The organism is Cupriavidus neocaledonicus (genome assembly GCF_000372525.1).
Lineage (GTDB): Bacteria > Pseudomonadota > Gammaproteobacteria > Burkholderiales > Burkholderiaceae > Cupriavidus > Cupriavidus neocaledonicus.
This window is the reverse complement of the sequence record NZ_AQUR01000107.1, coordinates 409,614-432,174: the sequence shown is the minus strand read 5'-3', so window position 1 is coordinate 432,174 and position 22,561 is coordinate 409,614. Positions and strand designations below refer to the sequence as shown.

Here is a 22,561-nt window from a genome sequence, read left to right as displayed (position 1 = left end):
TATCGAATGGTAATTCTTACAGGCACGGCGCGGCATGACCGTGCCTGCATGGCGCGCTCAGTCGGCCTGGATGCCGAACTCCTTCACCACCTTGGTGTAGCGCGAGGTATCGCTGGCGATCAGTTTGGACAGCACCGCCGGCTCGCCGCCGGAGGGGGTGACGGCGATGGTGGCCATGCGCGCCACCACGTCGGGCATCTTCAGGATCTCGTTGACGTGCGCGTTGAGCGTGCGCACCACCTCGGCCGGCATGTTCTTCGGCCCCAGCAGCGCCTGCCAGGCACCGATCTCGACATCCTTGTAGCCCAGCTCGGCCAGCGTCGGCACGTTGGGCGCGAACGGCGAGCGCTTCGGGTCGGCCACCGCCAGCGGCACCAGGCTGCCATTGCCGACGTACTGCGAGATCGCGCCATAGGTGATGTAGGTGACCGGCACCTGACCGCCGATCACGTCGACGATGGCGGGTGCGAGGCCACGGTACGGCACCTGGCTGATCTTGATGCCGGCCGACTTGTTGAACAGCTCGCCCATGATGTGCATCGGCGAGCCATTGCCCGGGGTGGCATAGGTCTCGACCTTGCCGGCCTTGGCGCGCGCCACCAGGTCGCTGACCTTGGTGATGCCGGTGCCCTTGTTGACCACCACGAACAGCGACTGCGTGCCGATCTGGCTGATCGGCGTAAAGTCCTGCTGCACGTCGTAGCTGGCGCCGGTGCCGGCGCGCAGCACCAGCGGCGCGATGGCGACGGTATTGGGCGCGAGCAGCAGCGTGTGGCCGTCCGGATTGGCGCGCGCCACGTAGGCGCTGCCGATGGTGCCGGCCGCGCCGGTGCGGTTTTCCACCACCACGGACTGCTTCAGGCGCGGGGCCAGTTTCTCGGCCAGCATGCGTGCCAGCACGTCGACGTCGCCGCCGGCGGGGTAGGCGACGACGATGGTGACGGGTTTGCTGGGGTACGAACCTTGGGCCAGCGCGCCGCCAGCGCCCAGCAGGGCGGCGGGAGCGAGCGTGGCGGCGGCCAGCGTGGCCAGGAGGTGGCGTCGTGCGGACTTCATGATCTTCAGACCTCGGTAAGACCGGGCACCGGCCCGGAGGCGGTGCCGCGTTGGGTGGAACCCGGCGCGCGGCGCCGGCGGCTACGATGGATCGACGGACTCAGAAAATGTGCTTGATGCCGAGCATCGAGCCCCACTGGTTCTCGCCCGCGCGCGGGGCCGAACCGGGCGAGCCGCCGCTGACCGACATGGCCAACTGGCCGCCGTTGTTGATAAAGCCCGCGGTGGCATAAACCGAGGTGCGCTTGCTGAAACTGTAGGTCGCGCGCAGCGCGTAAAGCATGGCCTGGTTGTCGCTGCCGTGGTAGTTCAGGAAGTACACCTGCCCGGCCAGGTTGACCGCGGGCGTGATGTCGTGCGAGACGCCGGCGTAGTACAGGTCGCTGACCGGCGTCGGGCTGCCCTCGTTGTCGCGGCGGATCCAGCCGGCGCCGAGCTTGGTGTTCTTCAGCAGCAGGTAGCCGCCCAGCGACAGGCGGTCGTCGGTCAGGTTGCTGCTGGTCAGGCCGCCGAAGGCGCCGGGGCCGCCGCGTTGCGAGTCGTAGGCCGCGATCACGCCCCAGTTCTTGTTGTCGTAGCCGATCATGGCCGACCATTCGCGGCATGCCTTCTTGTCGGCCGGGTTTTCGCCGGCGCAGTTGGTGCCGGCGGGGCTGGGGCCGGCGTTGACGGCATCGCGCCCGAAGCTGTAGGTGGCGCCGACCACGAAGCCGTTGAAGTTGGCCTTGTACGCAACCGCGTTGTCGGCGCGCGTGTTGGGCAGGTAGCTGTCGAGCGAGCCCGAGCCGTAGACGTTGGGCCCGAGGATGTCGCTGTCGAGGATGGCCCAGAACAGCATGGTGTACTGGCGGCCGAACGACAGCTGCCCGTAGGGGTTGCTCAGGCCCACCAGCGCCTGGCGCCCGAACAGGCGGCCGCCCTGGTTGGCGCTGCCGGTGTCGGGCGAGAAGCCCGATTCCAGCACGAACAGGCCCTTGAGCCCGCCGCCCAGGTCTTCGGTGCCGCGGATGCCCCAGCGCGACGGCACCGTGGCGGTGTTGTTGGGCATGCGCACCAGGCCGTCGCCGTTGGCGCCGACATTGCTCACGTACTCGACGCCGCTGTCGATCACGCCGTACAGCGTGACCGATGATTGCGACGATTGCGCCGAGGCCAGCAGGGGGGAGGCCGCAAGCAGCGCCGCGGCGGTTCGTGCAAGTTTCATCTACCGGTTTCCTTCCGTTTTCCGTCTTGTGGTGTTTTGGTCTGGTGCTCCGGTACCACTGCGGATGGCGGTACTGGCTGTCGTCTTCGTCTCTTTTGTGTTTTATATATGAAACGTCAAACAACATAAGAAACGTTGAGCAAAATATAGCCGCGACTTTCCGGAAAATGTGAGGAGGGTTATCCCTTAAGCCGATGGCCTGGATCCCCGGCGTTGGCGTAGCGACGCCGTTTGCCGGCATACCTATCGTTAACCCTGATGCCGTCGGCACTGCCGCAGCGCCTATCCTTCAAGTGTTTTATTTGCCAACTATAGTTTTATATATGGAACATATTCAGCGCCAGATACCGTCCGACCCCGACCGTGGCTTGCTGGAGGCGCTGGACAGCGGGTTTGCCCAGCGCGTGGCGCACGTCGATGGCGCGCAGGTGGCCTACCGCTGCGGCGGCGGCTCGGGGCCGGTGGTGGTGCTGCTGCACGGCATCAGTTCGGGGGCGGCGTCGTGGCTGCCGTGCGCCAGCCTGCTGGCCGCGCATGCGCGCGTGATCGCCTGGGATGCGCCGGGCTACGGCGACTCTTCCCCGCTGGCGCAGGCGCGGCCGCTGGCGGTGGACTATGCGCGGCGGCTCGAGGGCCTGCTGGCGGCACTCGGCGTGCAGCCGGCGCTGGTGGTCGGGCATTCGCTGGGCGCGCTGATGGCGGCCGCCTATGCCGCCACCGCACGCCAGCTGCCGGCGCGCCTGCTGCTACTGAGCGTGGCGCAAGGCTATGGCGCGGCGGGCAAGGAAGCGCAGGCCAGCGCGGTGGCAAGCCAGCGGCTGGAGGCGCTCGCGTCGCTGGGCGTCGACGGGCTGGCCCAGCGCGGCCCGGCGCGGCTGCTCAGCGAAACGGCCGATGCGGGCGCGCAGGCCTGGGTGCGCTGGAACATGCGGCGGCTCAACCCTGACGGCTACCGCCAGGCGGTGGCGATGCTGTGCGGCGACGACATCGACGCCTACCTGGCGCGGCGTCCGGAACGCATGCCGACGCAGATTGCCTGCGGCGGCCGCGATGTCGTCACCACGCCGCCCGCCTGCGCCGCGCTGGCCGAACGCTTCGGCCTGCCGTTCGCGCTGATCCCGGATGCGGGGCATGCCTGCTATATCGACCAGGCCGCCGCCACGGCGCGGCTGATCCGTTCGGCGCTGCCGGACGGCCAGTGAACCCCGCGGCGGCGTCCTGCCGCCGGAGTCCCAACCCAGGCGCCGCCGCGCGTGCGCCGAACCGCCGGGCAATCTGCCCAGTCGCGGGTTAACCCCAGTCAATTTTTAGGCCGTCGTTGTCTATAGTCGTACCTGTGTTCAATATCTAAACCAGTGTTTCATTAGTAAAACGTAGCGCGGCGGTCAGCCCACCGGCCGAAACGCGCACGCGGAACACGGTCCCCCTGCTGCAAGACATGGAGCCAAGCGCAATGGAAAGCCTCTCGTACAACCCGAACCTGGTGCCCTGGGAGCGTCCGGCGCCGAACAACGTGGCGGGCAAGGGCCATATCGAGCAACCCGGCAAGGTCGCCAACATCGTCTGGCAGACCCGCGCCGCCGCACCGAGCGCGTACGAGAACGCGCTGGGCGACGCCCTCGAAGCCGCCTTCGAAGGCGGTGCGCAGAACCCGCAGGACATCGTGCGCGCGTTCAATGCCGCCGGCTTCCTCACCGTCGACAGCCAGCCCTGGACCGAAGAGCGCTTCCTGTCGGAAATGCGCCGCCTGGGCGCCTGAGCCCCAGCCGCCCCAGCACAGCGTCTTAGCGAGAACCACATGGAATCGAACAAGCAAGCCCGCGCCGAAGCCCGCCTCAACACCGGCCTGCGCAACTACTGGTACCCGGTCGCCGCCTCGTGGGCGGTGACCCATGCCCCGATCGGCATCACCCGCCTGAGCCAGAACATCGTGCTGTGGCGCGACGGCGCCGGCCAGGTTCACGCGCTGGAAGACCGCTGCCCGCACCGCGGCGCGCGCCTGTCGATGGGCTGGAACCTGGGCGACCGCGTCGCCTGCTGGTATCACGGCGTCGAAGTCGGCGGCGATGGCCAGGTCAAGAGCGTGCCCGCCGTCGAGAGCTGCCCGCTGGAAGGCCGCACCTGCGTGCGCAGCTACCCGGTGCAGGAAAAGGCCGGCGCGATCTTCCTGTGGTTCGGCGAGCAGGCCCCGCAGGGCGAAGGCAGCCCAGACGAACTGCGCCTGCCCGAAGAACTGGTCAGCGAGGAACACAGCAACTTCCTGTGCGTGGCGCACTGGGACTGCAACTACCGCTACGCCATCGACAACGTCATGGACCCGATGCACGGCGCCTACCTGCATGCGGTATCGCACTCGATGGCCTCGGGCGAGAAGTCCGCGGTGATGCAGATCCGCGAGACCGAGCACGGCCTGGTGTTCGAGAAGACCGGCCAGCGCGGCGTCAACTTCGACTGGGTGGAATTCGGCGAGACCGGCACGCTGTGGCTGCGCCTGGCGATCCCGTACCGCGCCAAGGTCGGCCCCGGCGGCCCGTTCGGCATCGTCGGCATGGCCACGCCGGTGGATGAAGACCATTGCATGGTGTTCTTCTGGCGCACCCGCCATGTACAGGGCTGGGAGCGCGACGTATGGCGCTTCCTGTATCGCAACCGCCTGGAGCAGCTGCACTGGGACGTGCTCGAGCAGGACCGCGTGGTGCTGGAAATGATGGCCCCGAACGCCCGCGACCACGAGATGCTGTACCAGCACGATGCCGGCATCACGCGCGTGCGCCGCCTGCTCAAGCGTCGCGCCGAGCAGGAAGTCGCCGACGAGCCGGTGGCCATGCTCAAGCCTGCCGGAGCCGCCAGCCATGCCTGAGGCCATCACCCAACACAAGCTGCTGGCCGGCCGCAAGGTGCTGGTCACCGGCGCCGCGCGCGGCCTGGGCCTGGCCTTCGCCACCTCGCTGGCCGAAGCCGGCGCCAGCGTGGCGATGGCCGACATCCTGGCCGAACGCCTGCAGCAGGAAGCCGATGCGCTGCGCGCCCGCGGCCTGAAGGTGGTGCCCGTGACGCTGGACCTGTCGGACCCCGCCTCGGTGCAGGCTTGCGCCGACGCCGCGGTGAAGGCACTGGGCGGCCTCGACGGCCTGGTCAACAACGCCGCCGTGACCGACTCGGGCGGCCGCGACGCCAGCGCCATCGACATTGCCACCTGGGACCGCGTGATGAATGTCAACGTGCGTGGCACCTGGCTGATGACTGCCGCCTGCCTGCCGGCGCTGCGCGCCAGCGGCCGTGGCGCGGTGGTCAACCTGGCCTCGGACACGCCGCTGTGGGGCGCGCCCAACCTGCTCGCCTACGTGGCCAGCAAGAGCGCCATCATCGGCATGACCCGCTCGCTGGCGCGTGAACTGGGCAAGGACCAGATCACGGTGAACGCCGTGGCGCCGGGCCTGACCCTGGTGGAAGCCACCGAGTATGTGCCCCAGCATCGCCATGACCTGTACCGCGAGCAGCGCGCGATCTCGCGCGAGCAGCTGCCCGACGACGTCTGCGGCGCGGTGCTGTTCGCCCTGTCCGACCTTGCCCGTTTCGTGACCGGCCAGACCCTGGCGGTCAACGGCGGCTTTGTCATGCATTGATCCACCGATCCACCGATCCACCGATAGCCACATCCAAGCACAAGGAATCCAAATGAGCGATCTTTCCCAACAGCAAAACATCAAGCGTTCCTGGGACCAGCCGGAGGGCGCCTCGTTCGACCAGTGGATGGAAAGCCGCGTGGCGCGCTTCTCCACGCGCAGGTACGACTGGGACGCGCTGAAGTTCCAGGCCGACTACGACCCCAAGTACCGCCGTGCGCAGATGCGCTACCTGGGCACCGGCGGCACCGGCGTGGCCGCCGACACCAACACCGTGCCGTCGGAGCACTTCACCTTCTCCACCATGATCATCCCGGCCGGCCATGAGGGCCCGTCGCACCTGCACACCGACGTGGAAGAGGTGTTCTTCATCCTGCGCGGCAAGATCAAGCTGATCCTGGAAAAGGACGGCGAGCGCTTCGAGACCATCCTGACCGACCGCGACCTGGTCTCGGTGCCGCCGGGCGTGTACCGCGAGGAAATCAATATCGGCGAGGAAGACGCGCTGATGTGCGTGATGCTCGGCGCCAAGAAGCCGATCACGCCGACCTACCCGCCCGAGCACCCGCTGACGAAGATCAAGCGCTGAGGCGCCATCGGCCCGTCCGCACGCACCGACCATGAGCACCAACGCCATCCCGACCACGCCCGCCGCCAGCGAGACCCCGGACAAGTACATCGTCCCGGGGCTGGAACGCGGCCTGCGCCTGCTCGGCGAGTTCAGCAGCAAGGACCGCAGCATGTCAGCCGCGGAACTGGCGCGCCGCCTCAAGGTGCCGCGTTCCACCGTGTTCCGCCTGCTGGCCACGCTGGAAATGCTGGGCTTTGTCGAGCGTGCCGATGGCGGCCGTGATTTCCGGCTGGGCATGGCGGTGCTGCGGCTCGGCTTCGAGTACCTGGCGTCGCTGGAACTGACCGAACTGGGCCGCCCGCTGCTGGAGCGGCTGCGCGACGAGATCGGCTACCCGACCAACCTGGTGGTGCGCGACGGCCGGTCGATCGTCTACGTGGCCAAGGCGGTGTCGCCGCGGCCCTTCGCCAGCTCGGTCAACGTCGGCACGCGGCTGCCCGCGCATGCCACCGTGCTGGGACGCGTGCTGCTGGAAGACCTGTCGCTAGTGGAGCTGCGCGCACTGTATCCGGAGGCGCAGCTTGAAGTGTTCTCCGACAGCACCCCGCGCACGGCCGATGCACTGTTTGCCATCGTCCAGCGCGACCGCGAGCGCGGCTACGTGCTGCAGGAAGGCTTTTTCGAATCGAGCATCTCGACCATCGCCGCGCCGGTGCGCGACCGCACCGGCAAGGTGGTGGCGGCACTGGGCGCGACCATTCCTGCGGCGCATATCGATCCGGACCAACTGGACGCGATGGTCGAGAAAGTCAGGGATAGCGCGGGCGAGCTGTCGCGCCTGCTCGACTACCGGCCGTCGCTGCACAGCGCCGGCAAGGTCGTGAATCTGTATCGGGAGTGAGGACTATGTCCATGATTGATCTCGGCGGCAAGGTTGCCGTCGTTACCGGCGGGTCCTCCGGCATCGGGCTGGCGACCGTCGAACTACTGCTCGAGGCGGGCGCCGCCGTCGCCCTGTGCGGCCGCGACGAAGCCCGCCTGCGCGGCGCCGAAGCGCGGCTGCGCGAGCAATTCCCCGGCTGCCGGCTTCACGCCGCCACCTGCGACGTGCTCAGGCCGGAACAGGTCGCCGCCTTTGCCGCCGACGTGCAGGCCAAGCTCGGCAACGTCGACATGCTGGTCAACAACGCCGGCCAGGGCCGTGTGTCTACCTTCGCCAATACCGAGGACGCCGCCTGGATGGAAGAGCTGCAGCTCAAGTTCTTCTCGGTGATCCACCCGACGCGCGCGTTCCTGCCGCAGCTGGAGCAGTCGGGGCAGGGCGCCATCGTCTGCGTCAACTCGCTGCTGGCGCAGCAGCCCGAGCCGCACATGGTGGCAACCTCCGCCGCGCGCGCCGGCGTGCTCAACCTGGTGCGCTCGATGGCCACCGAGTTCGCGCCCAGGGGTGTCCGCGTCAACGGCATCCTGATCGGGCTGGTCGAGTCGGGCCAGTGGCGCCGCCGCTTCGACGCGCGTCCCGACGAGGACCGCCACCTGGACTGGGCCGCGTGGACCGCGCGCCTGGCCCGCCAGAAACATATTCCCCTTGGCCGCCTGGGCCTGCCCGTCGAGGCAGCCCGCGCCATCCTGTTCCTTGCCTCGCCGTTGTCTTCGTACACCACGGGCAGCCATATCGATATCTCCGGAGGACACTCCCGTCATGCCTAATCAACACCAGTACGAACCGCAGCAGGTCACCGTCGGCTGCGCCATCACGGCGTTTCTGGAGCAGTGCGGGGTCAAGGCCGCGTTCGGCGTGATCTCGATCCACAACATGCCGATCCTCGACGCCATGGGCGAGCGCGGCAAGATCCGCTTCGTGCCGGCGCGCGGCGAAGCGGGCGGCACCAACATGGCCGACGCCTATGCCCGCACCACCGGCGGCCTGGGCGTGTGCCTGACCAGCACCGGCACCGCCGCAGGCAACGCCGCCGGCGCCATGGTCGAAGCGCTGACCGCCGGCACGCCGATGCTGCATATCACCGGCCAGATCGAGACGCCGTACCTGGACCAGAGCCTGGCCTACATCCACGAGGCGCCGGACCAGCTCACCATGCTGAAGGCGGTGTCGAAGGCCGCGTTCCGCATCCGCAGCGCCGACACCGCGCTCAGCACCATCAAGCTGGCGGTGCAGACCGCGCTGACGGCGCCGACCGGCCCGGTCAGCGTCGAGATCCCCATCGACATCCAGGCCGCGCTGATCGACCTGCCGGCCGACCTGCAGCCGCTGCCGGTGCCGCAGCACGTGCCGTCGGCGCATGCGCTGGACGCGCTGGCCGAGCGCCTGGTCAGCGCCAGGCGCCCGCTGCTGTGGCTGGGCGGCGGCGCGCGCCATGCCAGCAAGCAGGTGCAGCGCCTGCTGGACCTGGGCTTCGGCGTGGTCACCAGCACCCAGGGCCGCGGCATCGTGCCGGAGGACGACCCGCGCTCGCTGGGCGCGTTCAACCTGCACAAGCCGGTCGAGGCCTTCTACCAGACCTGCGATGCGATGCTGGTGGTGGGCTCGCGCCTGCGCGGCAATGAAACCCTGAAGTACGAGCTGAAGCTGCCGCGCCCGCTGCTGCGCATTGACGCCGATCCCGCCGCCGAAGGCCGCTGCTACATGAGCGACTACTTTGTCAGCGGCGATGCCGCGCTGGCGCTGGATGCGCTGGCGGATCGACTCGAAAAGCGCATGCAGATCGACCCGGCCTTCGCCGCCGACCTGCGCCGCGCGCACGATACCGCGGTCAACAGCCTCGTCGACGGCCTGGGACCGTACTCGGCGCTGGTGCAGGCGCTGCAGGACGCGGTCGGCCGCAACTTCAACTGGGTGCGCGACGTGACCGTGTCGAACAGCACCTGGGGCAACCGCCAGCTGCGCATCTTCGACTCCCGCGCCGGCGTGCATGCGCTGGGCGGCGGCATCGGCCAGGGCCTGGCGATGGGCATCGGAGCTGCGATCGGTGCCGCGGCCACGGCCTCGGGCAAGAAGACCTACACGCTGGCCGGCGACGGCGGCTTCATCCTGAACCTTGGCGAGCTGGCCACCGCGGTGCAGGAACGCGCCGACATGGTGATCGTGCTGATGAACGACAAGGGCTACGGCGTGATCAAGAACATCCAGGACGCGCAATACGGCGGCCGCCGCCACTATGTGGACCTGCATACGCCGGACTACGCCACGCTGGCGAAGTCGCTGTCGCTGCGCCACGCGCGCGTCAGCAACCTGGCCGAGGTCGGCGCCGCGCTCGCGGCGGCCACGGCCGAGTCCGGCCCGTTCCTGCTGGAAATCGACATGCTGTCGATCGGCTCCTTCAAGACCATCTTCGCCGGCCCCCCGGTGAACAAGGACGAAGAGCCGGCGCGCGAACAAACCACTGTCACCGCCTGAGGGAGAGTCGCGATGCTGCATGTGTCCATGGTTGGCTGCGGCGCGATCGGCCGCGGCGTGCTGGAATTGCTCAGGAGCGATCCGGACGTGGTGTTCGACGTGGTGATCGTGCCGGAGCACACGATGGACGAGGCCCGCGGCGCGGTCTCCGCGCTGGCGCCGCGCGCCCGCGTCGCCACGCACCTGGACGACCAGCGGCCCGACCTGCTGGTCGAGTGCGCCGGCCACCATGCGCTGGAAGAGCACATCGTGCCGGCGCTGGAGCGCGGCATCCCGTGCATGGTGGTGTCGGTGGGCGCGCTGTCCGAGCCCGGCATGGCGGAGCGCCTCGAAGCCGCGGCGCGCCGCGGCGGCACGCAGGTGCAGCTGCTGTCCGGCGCGATCGGCGCCATCGACGCACTGGCCGCGGCGCGCGTCGGCGGGCTGGACGAAGTCGTCTACACCGGCCGCAAGCCCGCGCGGGCATGGACCGGCACGCCGGCCGAGCAACTATTCGACCTGCAAGCGCTGACCGAGACCACGGTGATCTTCGAAGGCACCGCGCGCGACGCGGCGCGCCTGTACCCGAAGAACGCCAACGTCGCCGCCACGGTGTCGCTGGCCGGCCTCGGGCTGGACCGCACCGCGGTGAAGCTGCTGGCCGATCCGCATGCGGTGGAAAACGTGCATCACGTGGAAGCGCGCGGGGCGTTTGGCGGGTTCGAGCTGACCATGCGCGGCAAGCCGCTGGCGGCGAATCCGAAGACCTCGGCGCTGACGGTGTTCAGCGTGGTGCGCGCGCTGGGCAATCGCGCGCACGCCGTATCGATTTAAAGGACCGACGCTTTGCCCCCTCTCCCGCAAGCGGGAGAGGGGAGTCCCGCCGCAGCATGGGCGAGGGCATCGCAGTGAAATAAGGCAGTAAGGCCGGCAGCAAGGCACCGCAGGCAACGACAGACTTAGCAGGCAACGACATGATCACCAAAGAAGTACTCCCCATCTGCATCGCCGGCCAGTGGCGCCCGGGTACCGGCGACCGCTATGCCACGCGCTATCCCGCCACCGGCGAAGTCGTCGCGGAACTCAATGCCGCCAGCCTCGCCGATGTCGAAGAAGCCGTGCAGGGCGCGCAGCGCGCGTTCGAGACCAGCGGCTGGGCCCGGCGCAAGCCGCACGAGCGCGCCGCCGTGCTGTACCGCGTCGCCGAACTGATCCGCGCCAAGGGCGAGGCACTGGCACAACGCCAGCGCCTGGACAACGGCAAGCCCATCAGCGAAACGCGCGCGTTGGTCGCCAGCGCCGCCGGCACCTTCCAGTTCTTTGCCGCCGCCTGCGAAACGCTGGAAGAAACCATCACGCCGCAGCGCGGCGACTGCCTGACCATGAGCGTCTACGAGCCGATGGGCGTGGTCGCGGCGATCACGCCGTGGAACTCGCCGATCGCCAGCGAGGCGCAGAAGATGGCGCCCGCGCTGGCCGCCGGCAATGCCGTGGTGGTCAAGCCCGCCGAGGTCACGCCGCTGATGGCGCTGGAACTGGCGCGCATCTGCGAAGAAGCGGGCGTGCCCAGGGGGCTGATCAGCGTGCTGCCGGGCAAGGGCTCGGTGATCGGTGACGCCATCACCAAGCATCCGCTGGTACGGCGCGTGTCGTTCACTGGCGGCACCACCACTGGCAAGCACATCGCGCATATCGCCGCCGACAAGATGATGCCGGTGTCGCTGGAGCTGGGTGGCAAGTCGCCGACCATGGTGTTCGACGACGCCGACCTCGACCACGCGGTCAACGGCGTGCTGTACGGCATCTTCAGCTCGTCGGGCGAATCGTGCATTGCCGGCTCGCGCCTGTTCGTGGCGCGTTCGCAATACGAGGCCTTCATCGACCGGCTGGCGCACGGCGCCGCGCAGCTGCGCGTGGGCGACCCCGCCGACGAGCGCACCCAGATGGGCCCGCTGATCACCGACCGCCATCGCGATTCGATCGAGTCGTATGTCGCCGCCGGCGTGAACGAAGGCGGGCAACTGCGCACCGGCGGCGTGCGCCCCGAGGTAGCCGGGCTGCCCAACGGCTATTTCTACACGCCCACCATCATCGAAGGCCTGGATAACCACGCCCGCATCTGCCAGGAAGAAATCTTCGGCCCGGTGCTGGTGGCGATCCCGTTCGACGACGAGGACGACCTGATCGCGCAGGCCAACGACAGTGTCTACGCGCTCGCCGCCGGCATCTGGACGCGCGACTACAAGCGCGCCTGGCGCGTTGCCCGTGCGGTGCAGGCGGGCAACGTGTGGATCAACACCTACAAGCAGTTCTCGATCTCGACGCCGTTCGGCGGCTGGCGCGACAGCGGCCTGGGCCGCGAGAAGGGACGGCTGGGCATCCTGCAGTACATGGAGCAGAAGAGCGTGTACTGGGGCCTGAACGAACAACCGCTGCCGTGGGCCAGCCACTGAACCCGGCACGCTGGAGGAAAGCCATGATCAAGGTATTGGGAATCGACGAGATCGTGTACGGCGCGGATGACTTCGACGCGTGCCGCGGTTTCTTCACCGACTGGGGCCTGGCCATCAAGCGCGACGACGCGCAGGGCCTGGATTTCGAAACGCTGAACGGTTGCCGCGTACTGGTGCGCCGTATCGACGATCCGTCGCTGCCGCCGGCGATCGAGGCCGGCCCGACGCTGCGCGAAGTGGTGTGGGGGGTTGAATCGCAGGCATCGCTCGACCACCTCGCCGCAGCGATCGCCGATGCGCCGGGCTTCGTCAGGCAGGGCGAAGGCGACACGCTGCGCCTCGGCTGCACGGATCCGAACGGGCTGGCGGTGCGTTTCCAGGTCACGCGCAAGCATGACGTGCAGGTCGAATGCGCGCTGATGAACACGTGGAACGACAAGCCGCGCATGAACCAGCGCAGCCCGATCTACGACCACGCCACGCCGATCGAAGTCGGCCACGTGGTGTTCTTCGTCAAGGACGTCAAGGCCACCGAGCGGTTCTATGTCGAGAAGTTCGGCTTCGTGCCGTCCGACCGCTACCCGGACCGCGGCGCGTTCCTGCGCTGCACCGCGGACGGCGGGCACCACGACCTGTTCCTGCTGCAGCTGCCGGAACCGAAGAGCGGCCTGAACCACGTCGCCTTTACCGTGCGCGACATCCACGAGGTCTTTGGCGGTGGCATGCATGTTTCGCGCAAGGGCTGGGACACGCAGCTCGGCCCGGGCCGGCATCCGATTTCATCGGCCTATTTCTGGTACTTCAAGAACCCGGCCGGCGGCCTGATCGAGTACTACGCCGACGAAGACCAGCTCGACGAGCACTGGGAGCCGCGCGCCTTCGAGCCGGGCCCGACCATGTTCGCCGAATGGGCGATCGAGGGCGGCATCGACGGCAACACCCGCCGCCAGAAGAACGCGGGCGGCCCGGCAGGCAAGTTCCTGACCGAGAAGCGGTAAGCAGCAGCGCAACAGAAGGAAGCAGCAATGAGTGCCCACCAGTCCCTGACCCTGCGGGTCCAGGCCATGCGCTACGAGGCGCGCGGCGTGGTCAGCATCGAACTGCAAGATCCCGAAGGGAAGACCCTGCCCGAGTACAGCCCGGGCGCCCATATCGACCTGCACCTGGGCAACGGCCTGGTGCGCAGCTACTCGCTGTGCGGCGCGCCCGAAACGCGCAACCGCTACACCGTGGGCGTGCTGCTGGATCGCGGCAGCCGCGGCGGTTCGCGCTACGTGCACGAGCAGCTGCGCGTCGGCGCCACGCTGACCGTGGGCGCGCCGCGCAACAACTTCGAGCTCGACGAGAGCGCCGCGCACACCGTGCTGGTCGCCGGCGGCATCGGCGTCACGCCGATCGTCTGCATGGCGCGCCGGCTGGCCGAACTGGGCCGGTCGTTCACGCTGATCTACTGCGCTCGCTCGCGCGCCGAGGCTGCCTTTGTCGAGCAGCTGTCCGCGTACGGCGACGCGGTGCGCTTCCACTTCGACGACGAAGCCGGCGCGCCGCCGGACCTGAAAGCCATGCTGGCCGGACAGGAGGCGCGGACGCACTTTTACTGCTGCGGCCCCGGCCCGATGCTGAATGCGTTCGAAGCCGCGTGCGAGGCGCATGCCTACCCCAACGTCCATATCGAGCGCTTCGCCGCCGACCCGTCGACTGAAGCGGTGCAGGAAGGCGAGTACGTGGTGCAGCTGTCGCGCACCGGCTCGCTGGTCAAGGTGCCGTCGGGCAAGTCGCTGCTGGACGCGCTGCTGGATGCCGGCGTCGAGGTCGAATACAGCTGCCGCGAAGGCGTGTGCGGCTCGTGCGAGACCGCCGTGCTGGAAGGCTGCCCGGACCACCGCGACAGCGTGCTGAGCAACAGCGAGCGCGCCAGCAACAAGACCATGATGGTGTGCGTGTCCGGGTGCAAGGGCAGCAAGCTGGTGCTGGATTTGTAAGCCCCCCGCACATCGCCAGAACACCGACGGTGTTCCCCTCTCCCCGCATGGGGAGAGGGCAGGGTGAGGGGCGGTTTGGCAAGGCACCCCGCCATTAGCGCCGCTGGCCCTCACCCCCGGCCCCTCTCCCGCAGGCGGGAGAGGGGAGCAAACCTTCCCCAAGCGGGCCGCCCCAGAATTTACCGAGAAGTTCCCGTGCTAACCCAGAGACAAGACGCAGCGTCCCCCGGCGCACCGGTGGCCGCCACCGCAGGTATCGTGACCACGGCCGACAGGGCCGGCCAGAGCGCAGCCAGCGCCCGGAGCGGCCCGCTCACGCGCGGCAATATCGTCGCCCGCATCGAGCGCATGCCCGGCAACGCCATGCATGTGCGCGCCCGGCTGCTGATCGGCCTGGCCACCTTCTTCGATGGCTTCGACGTGATCGCCATCGCCGCCACGCTGCCGCTGCTGATCGCGCAGTGGTCGCTCACGCCCGGGCAGGTCGGGGTCCTGATCGCGGCGCCTTCGGTCGGCCAGCTGGTTGGGGCGCTGCTGTTCCCGGGGCTGGCCGAGCGCTTCGGCCGGCTGCGCTCGATCGGCTGGAGCGCGGGCATCATCGGCCTGATGAGCATTGCTTGCGGCTTCGCGCCGTCGTTCCAGATTTTCCTGCTGCTGCGCATCGTGCAAGGCCTGGGTCTCGGCGGCGAGCTGCCGGTCGCCGCCACCTATATCAACGAAGTCACGCGCGCGCATGGCCGCGGGCGCTTCGTGCTGCTGTACGAGGTGGTGTTCCCGATCGGCCTGATGGTATCGAACGGCGTCGGCGCCTGGCTGGTGCCTCACTACGGCTGGGAGGTGATGTACTTCATTGGCGGCGTGCCGCTGGTGCTGTTCTTCATCCTGAAGCGCGTGATTCCCGAATCGCCGCGCTGGCTGGCCGAGCAAGGCCGCCTGGAAGATGCCGACGCCGCGCTGCGCGCGTTCGAGGCGCGCGCCAGGGGGCAGCTGCCGACGCCGCAGAACGCCGGCGCCTACGAACACATGGTCCACCACCCGCGCCGGCGCGTGCGCGACCTGGTCAGCAAGGCCTATCTCGGCCGCACGCTGGCGGTGTGGATGCTGTGGGCCACCTGCGGCTTTATCCAATACGGCCTGTCGACCTGGCTGCCCACGGTCTACAAGACCGTCTACCATGCGCCGCTGCAGCTGGCGCTGAACCTGGCCGCGGCGGCGTCGGTGCTGGGCGTGGTGGGCTCGCTGGTCTGCGCCATGATCGTCGACAAGGTCGGGCGCAAGCCGGTGATCAACGTGTCGTTCCTGCTGTGCGCGCTGTCGCTGGTGCTGGCCGGCGTGTTCCACGCCTCCAGCGTGTACGTGGTTGCCACCTTCTGCGCCCTGGCGATGGGCTTCCTTGCCAGCGGCTTCATCACCGCCTACGTCTATACGCCGGAGCTGTACCCGACCAGCGTGCGGGCGATGGGCTGCGGCCTCGGCGGAGCCTGGCTGAAGCTCGCGGCGATCTTCGCGCCGGGCCTGATTGCCAGCACCATCGGCAGCGGCGACCTGAGCTTCGCCTTCTTCGCGCTGTCGGTGGTGCCGGCGCTGGCGGCCATCACCGTGCATTGCCTCGGCATCGAGACCAAGGGGCGGGTGCTGGAGGAACTGGAGGTCTGAGGGCACGTGCCCATGCTGCTTCCGTCAGGAGCGCATGGGCAGCCAGGTTTCTGGCACCCCGATCAACGCTGTCAGTGCCGCAGCAGCGGGCATTTCGACTTCGCTGCCGGCATGAAGGCCTGCTCGCCGGGCACCGTCGCCACCACCTTGTAGTAGTCCCACGGGTATTTCGATTCGGCCGGCGTCTTCACCTCGAACAGGTACATGTCGTGGATCATGCGGCCGTCCTCGCGGATGCGGCCGTTTTTCGCGAAGAAGTCGTTGATCGGCATCGACTTCATCTGCTTCATCACCGCGGCGGTCTCGTCGGTGCCCGCCGCCTGCACCGCCTTCAGGTAGTGCATCACCGACGAATAGGCGCCGGCCTGGCTCATGTTGGGCATCTTCTTCAGCTTCTCGAAATAGCGGCGCGACCAGGCGCGGGTGCCGTCGTTCATGTCCCAGTAGAAGCCTTCGGTCAGCAGCAGGCCGGCCGTGGTCTTCAGCCCGAGGGCGTGGATGTCGTTGACGTACAGCAGCAGCCCCGCCATGCGCTGGGCGTGGTTGCGCGTGAGGCCGAATTCCGATGCCGCCTTGATCGCGTTGATAGCGTCGCCGCCCGCGTTGGCCAGACCGACGATCTGCGCCTTGCTGGCCTGCGCCTGCAGCAGGTACGAGGCGAAGTCGCTGGCGCCGATCGGGTGGCGCGCGGCGCCCACCACCTTGCCGCCGGTCTCGTGGATGACCGCGGTGGCGGAGTCCTGCAGCGTGTGCCCGAAGGCGTAGTCGGCGGTCAGGAAGAACCAGCTCTTGCCGCCGCGCTGCACCGTCGCGCGCGCGGTGGTGTTGGCGAGCGCGTAGGTGTCGTAGGCGTAGTGCACCGATACCGGCGTGCACAGGTCGTTGGTAATGCGCTCGGTGCCGGGCCCCGAGAACACCACGATGCGGTTCTTCTGCTTCGCCACTTCCAGCACCGCCAGCGCGGGCGCCGAGGCGGCCACGTCGAGGATGGCGTCGACGTTGCCGGTGTCGTACCACTCGCGCGCCTTGTTGGCGGCGATATCGGCCTTGTTCTGGTGATCGACCACCACCAGTTCGATCTTCTTGCCGAGCACCTTGCCGCCGAAATCGTCGATGGCCATCTGCGCCGCGGTGGCGCTGCCGCGGCCGGTGACGTCGGCGTACAGGCCGCTCATGTCGAGCAGCATGCCGAGCTTGACCACGTCGTCGGAAATCGCAGCCCTGGGCTGGGCTTGGGCGGTGCCGCAGGCCAGCGCCGTGGCAAGCGCGAGCACGCCGGCGGCCCGGCGCCGGATCGAATGGCGAAGCGTCATGGTGTCTCCTTCCCTGTGTAGTGATTTCTCATTCCGGTCAGGCCGTGGCGATCGGCGTCACCGCCAGGTCTGGTCGCGCCGTTGGTCGCCCGGGTCCGGTCTTCCTTGCAGGAAACCGGTAGCAGTCGTTATAGGCGATCCGGCCGCTGCCGTCATGCCCGGGCGTGGAGAAGTCTTGCGGGAGGGAAACAGGCCGCGCTCGCCGCGGCCCTTGCTGCTTATGCCTGCGCGCGCAACAGCTTGCGCAGTCCCTGGTACACCGCCTCGCGCTCCTGCGGCGACAGCTGCCGGATCACCTCGGCCTGGCCGCGCCGCGCCAGCGGCATCACCTGGTCGTGCAGCGCGATGCCGGCTTCGGTGATGGCGCACAGCAGCTTCTTGCGCGGGGTATTGCCGGCGGAGGTCAGTTGCACCAGCCCGCGGTCTTCCAGCAGCCGCAGGGTGCGGCTGACCAGCGCCTTGTCCGAGGTGGACTGGGTCACCAGTTCGGCAAATGGCAACACGCGCGCATGGGCCAGCAGCGCCAGGATGCGCCATTCCGGCACGGTCAGGCCGAACTGCTCCGCATAGGGCTTGGTGACCGTGCTGCGCAGCGCGGTCACCAGCTGGCTCAGCATCGTGGTCAGGAAGTTGTCGACGGTCAGGCCGCTGCCGGCCTCGTCGAGGTCGGTCCACGGGCTGGCGTCGGCGGCGGGGGCAGGGACGGGCGCGGGCTTGCCATGGGCGGGCGCGGCATCACGGGACATGCGTTCCTCTTGGTCTGGTCTGCCGGCCAGGATGCGTGGCCGGTGGGCGGGGCAGATTGTCTCACAGGCGCTTGCCATTGCCGCCACCATGTCTCGATCCCGATAAGCGCAAATAAGCATGAAAAAAATGCCAACAGTCAATTAGTGGTTAACGTAAGTTGAGTTGTCAACATTCGCATCCTAGGATGGATGTGTTCCTTGTTTGAACTTGCGTTTCATCAATAAAACAAAAGAAGAAAGTTGTACCCACGCCACCCCTGCTTTCGCGATGTGCACAACCGCTGACTCCCGCGTCGCGAATCCGCCCCCACAGGAGCTGTAGATGAGACAACAACGTTCCCGACGCGCTGCTGCCGCTGCTACCGGCCTTGCCACCGCCGCCATGGCCGTGCTCGCGCTGAGCGCCGCCTGCGCGCAGGCCGCCGCCACGTATCCGGCCAAGACCGTGACCATGGTGGTGGCCTACCCGCCAGGCGGCGATAGCGACGCCATGGCCCGGCTCTACGCCGACAAGCTGTCGGCCCGCCTGAAGCAGCCGGTCATCGTCGAAAACCGTCCCGGCGCCGGCGGCGTGGTCGGGGCCGCATTCGTCAGCCGCGCGCCGGCGGATGGCTACACGCTGCTGTACACGCCGAACCCGTTCACGCTGGCGCCGATGGTGCTGAAGCTGGCGCCTTCGGCCAGCTATGACCCGCTGCACGGCTTCACGCCGGTGATCCAGACCGCGGTGCAGGCGGTGCTGCTGGTGGCCAACCCGCAGGCGGGGGTGAAGAGCGTGGGCGAGATGGTGGCCGCGGCCAGGGCCGGCAAGACGCTGACCTATGGCAGCCCGGGCGCCGGCTCGCCCATGCATATCGCCGGCGAGATGCTGAACCGCGCCGCCGGCGTGAAGATCCAGCACGTGCCCTACAAGGGCGTGGCGCCCGCGGTCAACGATGTGGTGGCGGGGCACGTGCCGTTTGCCTACGTCACGCTGGGTCCGGTCGCGCAATACATCAACACGGGCCGGCTGATCCCGCTGGCGATCACCGATGCCCGCCGCTCGCCGGTGCTGCCCAACGTGCCGACGCTGGCCGAGCTGGGCTACAAGGACGTGGTGGTCGGTGCCTGGCATGGCGTGATGGCGCCCAAGGGCACGCCGCCCGAGGTGATCAGAACGCTGAACCAGCAGCTCAACGAGGTGCTGCGCCTGCCCGAGGTGGCCGACAAGATGGCTACCTTCGGCGCCACCCCCGTCGGCGGCGCGCCGGCCGCGCTGGAAAAGGTCAACGCGGCCGACTACGAGCGCCTGGGCAAGGTCATCCGCGAACTGGCGATCACCGCGGAATGAGCCGCGCCAGCGCATCGCCTTCCAGCACCACGCCATCGGCAACGGAAACAACAACGACAGACAGGAGGCCGGCATGAGCAGGGCCATCGTGGGAACCTCCACGCCGCAGGTGACCGCGCGGGAAAAGGTCATGGGCCGCGCCCAGTATGCCGGCGACATCAAGCTGCCTGGCATGCTCCACGCCAAGGTGCTGCGCAGCCCCCACCCGCACGCGCGCATCGTGCGCATCGACACCGCCGCCGCCAGGGCGCTGCCCGGCGTGAAGCTGGTGGCAACGGGGTACGACGTGCCCGCCCGCCACTGGGGCCCGCACCGCAAGGAGCAGCGCATCCTGGCCTGCGGCGTGGTGCGACACGTTGGCGAGGAAGTGGCCGCGGTGGTGGCGCTCAGCGAGGAGATCGCGCGCGATGCGCTGGACCTGATCCGGGTCGAGTACGAGCCGCTGCCCGCGCTGCTGACGCCGGCCGCGGCGCTGGCCGAGGGCGCGCCGGAGATCCACGCCGGCACGCGCAATATCGGCCATGAAATGCGCATCGAGCGCGGCAACGTCGAGGCCGCGTTCGCGGCGTGCGCTGCGGTGTATGAAGCCACCTACGAGATGCATTCGCAGTATCCCGGCTACCTCGAGCCGATGGCCTCGGTCGCGGCGCAGGACGGCAACGGACGGCTTACGGTGTGGGCGTCGACGCAGTCGGTGTTCCTGGCGCGCGCGCGGCTGGCCGAGGCGCTGGACCGGCCGGTCTCGACCATCCGCGTGGTGCAGGCCACCACCGGCGGCGGCTTCGGCGCCAAGATCGTCGAAGAGAACAACAGCCTGATCTGCGCCTTCCTGGCCAGCCGGCTGGAGCGCCCGGTGCGGCTGGTCAACAACCGGCTGGAAGACTTCCAGGGCGCGCGCGCCAGCGTGCCGATGCAGGTCTGGCTGCGCCTGGGCGTTGACGCCGACGGCGTGATCCTGGCCAAGGACGTGCGCATCACGGCCGAGTGCGGCGCCTATTCCGGCCTGGCCGGCGATGTGATGCACGTCACTGCCATGCGCAGCGACAACATGCACCGCTTGCACAACGTGCGCTCGCACGCGGTGCTGGCCTATACCAACAACCCGCCGCGCGGCGCCTTCCGCGGCTTCGGGGGGCAGCAGATGCAGTTTCCGCTGAACTGCCACCTGACGGTGCTGGCCGGCATGCTCGGCATCGACCCGATCGAAGTGCACAAGCGCAATGCCATCGGCGCCGGCGAGACCAGCGTGCATGGCTGGAAGATCAGCAGCACCGGCATGGCCGAATGCCTGGACATGACGCGGCGCGCCATCGGCTGGGACCAAAAGCGCGCGGCGCCGCGTGGCACCAGCGCGCGCCGGCGCGGCGTCGGCATCGCCGCGGCGATGCACGTCAGCGGCAACCGCACGCTGGGCAACTGGGACGGCTCGACCATCCTGCTCAAGGTCAACGAGGACGGGCGCGTGATGCTGCAGACCAGCGAGTGCGACATGGGGCAGGGCGCCAACACCATGCTCAGCCAGATCTGCGCGCAGGAGTTGGGCATCCCGCTGTCGCACGTCACCGTGATGGCGCCGGATACCGATACCGCGCCGTTCTGCCTGGGCTCGCTGGCGTCGCGCGTGACCATCATCTCGGGCAATGCGGTGCTGCGCGCGGCGCGCGAGGCGCGGCAGAAGCTGCTGGCGCTGGCGGCGGAAAAGCTCGGCGTGCAGGCGCGGCAACTGGTGATTGCCGACGGCCGCATCGCCGTGCCGGAGCAGCCGGACAAGTCCGCCACGCTGGCCGAGATCGCGCGCCTGCATATCTTCCGCCACGGCGGCGAGGGCATTCACGTGCGCGCCAGCTACGACGCGCCCACGGTGATGCACGACGCCGACTACTACGGCAACGTCGCCCCGGCGCATTCGTTCGCGGCGCAAGCGGTGGAAGTGGAGGTCGACACCTGCACCGGCCAGGTTACCGTGATCGACAGCTTTGTCGCCGACGACTGCGGCAAGGCCATCAACCCGCTCGCCGTGCATGGCCAGACCCACGGCGCCACCGTGCAGGCAATCGGCTGGACCCTGTACGAGCACCTGCAATACGAGGACGGCCGCCTGATGAACGGCAACTTCGCCGACTACACCATGCCCACCGCCGACGCGGTGCCGATGTTGCGCACCGACGTGGTCGAATCGAACGACCCCAACGGCCCCTACGGCGCCAAGGGCGCCAGCGAGACCGCGATCCTGCCGGGCGCGGCGGCGATCGCCAATGCCGTGTTCGACGCAGTCGGCGTGCGCATCCAGTCGCTGCCGATCACGCCGGAGAAGGTGCTGGCGGCCCTGCGCGCGCTGAACGAAGAGGAGGCTGCCCGTGCGTGATTTTGCTTACCTGGAGCCGGCCACGGTGGCCGAGGCCAGCCATATGCTGGCCGACCTGGGCGAGCGCTGCCGGCTCTTCGCCGGCGGCACCGCGCTGATGCTGGGCATGCGCCAGCGCATGCTGGCGCCCAGCCACCTGGTTTCGCTGGGCCGGCTCGATGCGCTGCGCGGCATCAGCTTCGATGCGCGCGACGGCCTGCGCATCGGCGCCCTGACCCTGCATGCCGAGCTCGCGCGCTCGCCGCTGGTGCAGTCGCACTATCCGATGCTGGCCAGCATGGCCGCGCGCGTCGCCAATCCGCAGGTGCGCAACCAGGGCACGCTGGGCGGCAACCTCTGCTATGCCGACCCGGCCACCGATCCGCCCGGCTGCCTGATGGCGCTGGGCGCGCAGATCGTGGTCAGCGGGCGCGGCGGCGAGCGCGTGATCGACATCGAAGACTTCCTGGTCGACTACTACGTCACGGCGCTGGCGCCGGACGAGATCGTCACGCAGATCCGCGTACCCGCGCCAAGTGCCGGCGCCGACGGCCACTATGCGCGTTTCCTGTGCACGGCCGCCGAGCACCGCCCCCTGGCCAGCGTGGCGCTGGCGGTTCGGCGCGATGGCGCGTTCTGCATCGAGGCCCGCCTGGCGGTGGGCGCCTCCACGCCGGTGCCGTGCCGGCTGCGGCGTGCCGAGGCGCTGCTGGCGGGCCAGGCGGTGACGACAGAACTGGCCGCGCAGGCCGCTGCCATCGTCGCCGCGGACATCAACGCCGTGTCGGACGCGCGCGGGTCCGCAGCCTACCGCCGCGAGATGGTGCGCGTGGTCGCGCGCCGCACCATTGCCGCATTGTTCGGCGTGGCATCGGAGTAAGGAGCC

20 protein-coding genes are annotated in these 22,561 nt (G+C 68.7%); 16 read left to right on the top strand and 4 right to left on the bottom strand.

Going from position 1 to position 22,561, the window contains the following annotated elements:
* Positions 1–57: 57 nt before the first annotated feature.
* Both A3AG_RS0130200 and A3AG_RS0130195 read right to left on the bottom strand, forming a co-directional pair.
* Positions 58–1,056 (bottom strand): Bug family tripartite tricarboxylate transporter substrate binding protein, encoded by a 999-nt coding sequence (locus tag A3AG_RS0130200; RefSeq protein WP_018009003.1) that lies wholly within the window; start codon positions 1,054–1,056, stop codon positions 58–60.
* A 100-nt stretch (positions 1,057–1,156) separates the two neighbouring features.
* A complete protein-coding gene (locus A3AG_RS0130195) occupies positions 1,157–2,260 on the bottom strand; it encodes a porin (protein WP_018009002.1) in 1,104 nt (367 codons plus the stop codon).
* A 323-nt stretch (positions 2,261–2,583) separates the two neighbouring features.
* Here A3AG_RS0130195 and A3AG_RS0130190 point away from each other — a divergent pair, with 323 nt between their 5' ends.
* From A3AG_RS0130190 to A3AG_RS0130130, 13 genes are all read left to right on the top strand, one after another.
* Complete coding sequence (locus A3AG_RS0130190; RefSeq protein WP_018009001.1) at positions 2,584–3,462, top strand: alpha/beta fold hydrolase; 879 nt, start codon at positions 2,584–2,586, stop codon at positions 3,460–3,462.
* A gap of 251 nt (positions 3,463–3,713) precedes the next feature.
* On the top strand, positions 3,714–4,019 hold the full coding sequence (locus A3AG_RS0130185; protein WP_232344589.1) for a recombinase-like helix-turn-helix domain-containing protein: 306 nt from the start codon (positions 3,714–3,716) through the stop codon (positions 4,017–4,019).
* Between the two features lie 39 nt (positions 4,020–4,058).
* Positions 4,059–5,120 carry an aromatic ring-hydroxylating dioxygenase subunit alpha gene (locus A3AG_RS0130180; protein ID WP_018008999.1) on the top strand — a complete coding sequence of 354 codons (1,062 nt, stop codon included), beginning with the start codon at positions 4,059–4,061 and terminating at the stop codon, positions 5,118–5,120.
* Positions 5,113–5,886, top strand: coding sequence for an SDR family oxidoreductase (locus tag A3AG_RS0130175; protein WP_018008998.1), 774 nt, complete (start codon positions 5,113–5,115; stop codon positions 5,884–5,886). Before A3AG_RS0130180 ends, A3AG_RS0130175 begins: the two co-directional genes overlap by 8 nt.
* Before the next feature lie 52 nt (positions 5,887–5,938).
* Complete coding sequence (locus A3AG_RS0130170) at positions 5,939–6,475, top strand: cupin domain-containing protein (protein WP_018008997.1); 537 nt, start codon at positions 5,939–5,941, stop codon at positions 6,473–6,475.
* A 31-nt stretch (positions 6,476–6,506) separates the two neighbouring features.
* Positions 6,507–7,358 carry an IclR family transcriptional regulator gene (locus tag A3AG_RS0130165; protein WP_018008996.1) on the top strand — a complete coding sequence of 284 codons (852 nt, stop codon included), beginning with the start codon at positions 6,507–6,509 and terminating at the stop codon, positions 7,356–7,358.
* 5 nt (positions 7,359–7,363) lie between these two features.
* A complete protein-coding gene (locus A3AG_RS0130160; RefSeq protein ID WP_018008995.1) occupies positions 7,364–8,167 on the top strand; it encodes an SDR family oxidoreductase in 804 nt (267 codons plus the stop codon).
* Positions 8,160–9,872 carry a thiamine pyrophosphate-binding protein gene (locus A3AG_RS0130155; protein WP_018008994.1) on the top strand — a complete coding sequence of 571 codons (1,713 nt, stop codon included), beginning with the start codon at positions 8,160–8,162 and terminating at the stop codon, positions 9,870–9,872. Before A3AG_RS0130160 ends, A3AG_RS0130155 begins: the two co-directional genes overlap by 8 nt.
* 12 nt (positions 9,873–9,884) lie before the next feature.
* Positions 9,885–10,685: an aspartate dehydrogenase gene (locus A3AG_RS0130150; RefSeq protein WP_018008993.1), complete on the top strand. Its 801-nt coding sequence runs from the start codon at positions 9,885–9,887 to the stop codon at positions 10,683–10,685.
* A 140-nt stretch (positions 10,686–10,825) separates the two neighbouring features.
* The gene (locus A3AG_RS0130145; RefSeq protein WP_018008992.1) at positions 10,826–12,304 is read left to right on the top strand and encodes an aldehyde dehydrogenase; all 1,479 of its coding nucleotides are present in this window, start codon (positions 10,826–10,828) and stop codon (positions 12,302–12,304) included.
* A 23-nt stretch (positions 12,305–12,327) separates the two neighbouring features.
* A complete protein-coding gene (locus tag A3AG_RS0130140; protein ID WP_018008991.1) occupies positions 12,328–13,302 on the top strand; it encodes a VOC family protein in 975 nt (324 codons plus the stop codon).
* Positions 13,303–13,329: 27 nt separating this feature from the next.
* On the top strand, positions 13,330–14,286 hold the full coding sequence (locus A3AG_RS0130135; protein WP_018008990.1) for a PDR/VanB family oxidoreductase: 957 nt from the start codon (positions 13,330–13,332) through the stop codon (positions 14,284–14,286).
* 237 nt (positions 14,287–14,523) lie between these two features.
* Positions 14,524–15,942, top strand: a complete 1,419-nt coding sequence (locus A3AG_RS0130130; RefSeq protein WP_026164576.1) for an MFS transporter — start codon at positions 14,524–14,526, stop codon at positions 15,940–15,942.
* Between the two features lie 71 nt (positions 15,943–16,013).
* Here A3AG_RS0130130 and A3AG_RS0130125 read toward each other — a convergent pair whose 3' ends face one another.
* Both A3AG_RS0130125 and A3AG_RS0130120 read right to left on the bottom strand, forming a co-directional pair.
* Positions 16,014–17,255: an ABC transporter substrate-binding protein gene (locus A3AG_RS0130125; RefSeq protein ID WP_018008989.1), complete on the bottom strand. Its 1,242-nt coding sequence runs from the start codon at positions 17,253–17,255 to the stop codon at positions 16,014–16,016.
* A gap of 218 nt (positions 17,256–17,473) precedes the next feature.
* Positions 17,474–18,001 (bottom strand): MarR family winged helix-turn-helix transcriptional regulator, encoded by a 528-nt coding sequence (locus A3AG_RS0130120; protein WP_018008988.1) that lies wholly within the window; start codon positions 17,999–18,001, stop codon positions 17,474–17,476.
* Positions 18,002–18,323: 322 nt separating this feature from the next.
* Here A3AG_RS0130120 and A3AG_RS0130115 point away from each other — a divergent pair, with 322 nt between their 5' ends.
* The 3 genes from A3AG_RS0130115 (at position 18,324) to A3AG_RS0130105 (ending at position 22,555) form a co-directional block, all read left to right on the top strand.
* Positions 18,324–19,331 carry a Bug family tripartite tricarboxylate transporter substrate binding protein gene (locus A3AG_RS0130115; RefSeq protein WP_018008987.1) on the top strand — a complete coding sequence of 336 codons (1,008 nt, stop codon included), beginning with the start codon at positions 18,324–18,326 and terminating at the stop codon, positions 19,329–19,331.
* 73 nt (positions 19,332–19,404) lie between these two features.
* Positions 19,405–21,696 carry a xanthine dehydrogenase family protein molybdopterin-binding subunit gene (locus A3AG_RS0130110; protein WP_018008986.1) on the top strand — a complete coding sequence of 764 codons (2,292 nt, stop codon included), beginning with the start codon at positions 19,405–19,407 and terminating at the stop codon, positions 21,694–21,696.
* Positions 21,689–22,555 (top strand): FAD binding domain-containing protein, encoded by an 867-nt coding sequence (locus tag A3AG_RS0130105; RefSeq protein WP_018008985.1) that lies wholly within the window; start codon positions 21,689–21,691, stop codon positions 22,553–22,555. Before A3AG_RS0130110 ends, A3AG_RS0130105 begins: the two co-directional genes overlap by 8 nt.
* Positions 22,556–22,561 lie beyond the last annotated feature (6 nt).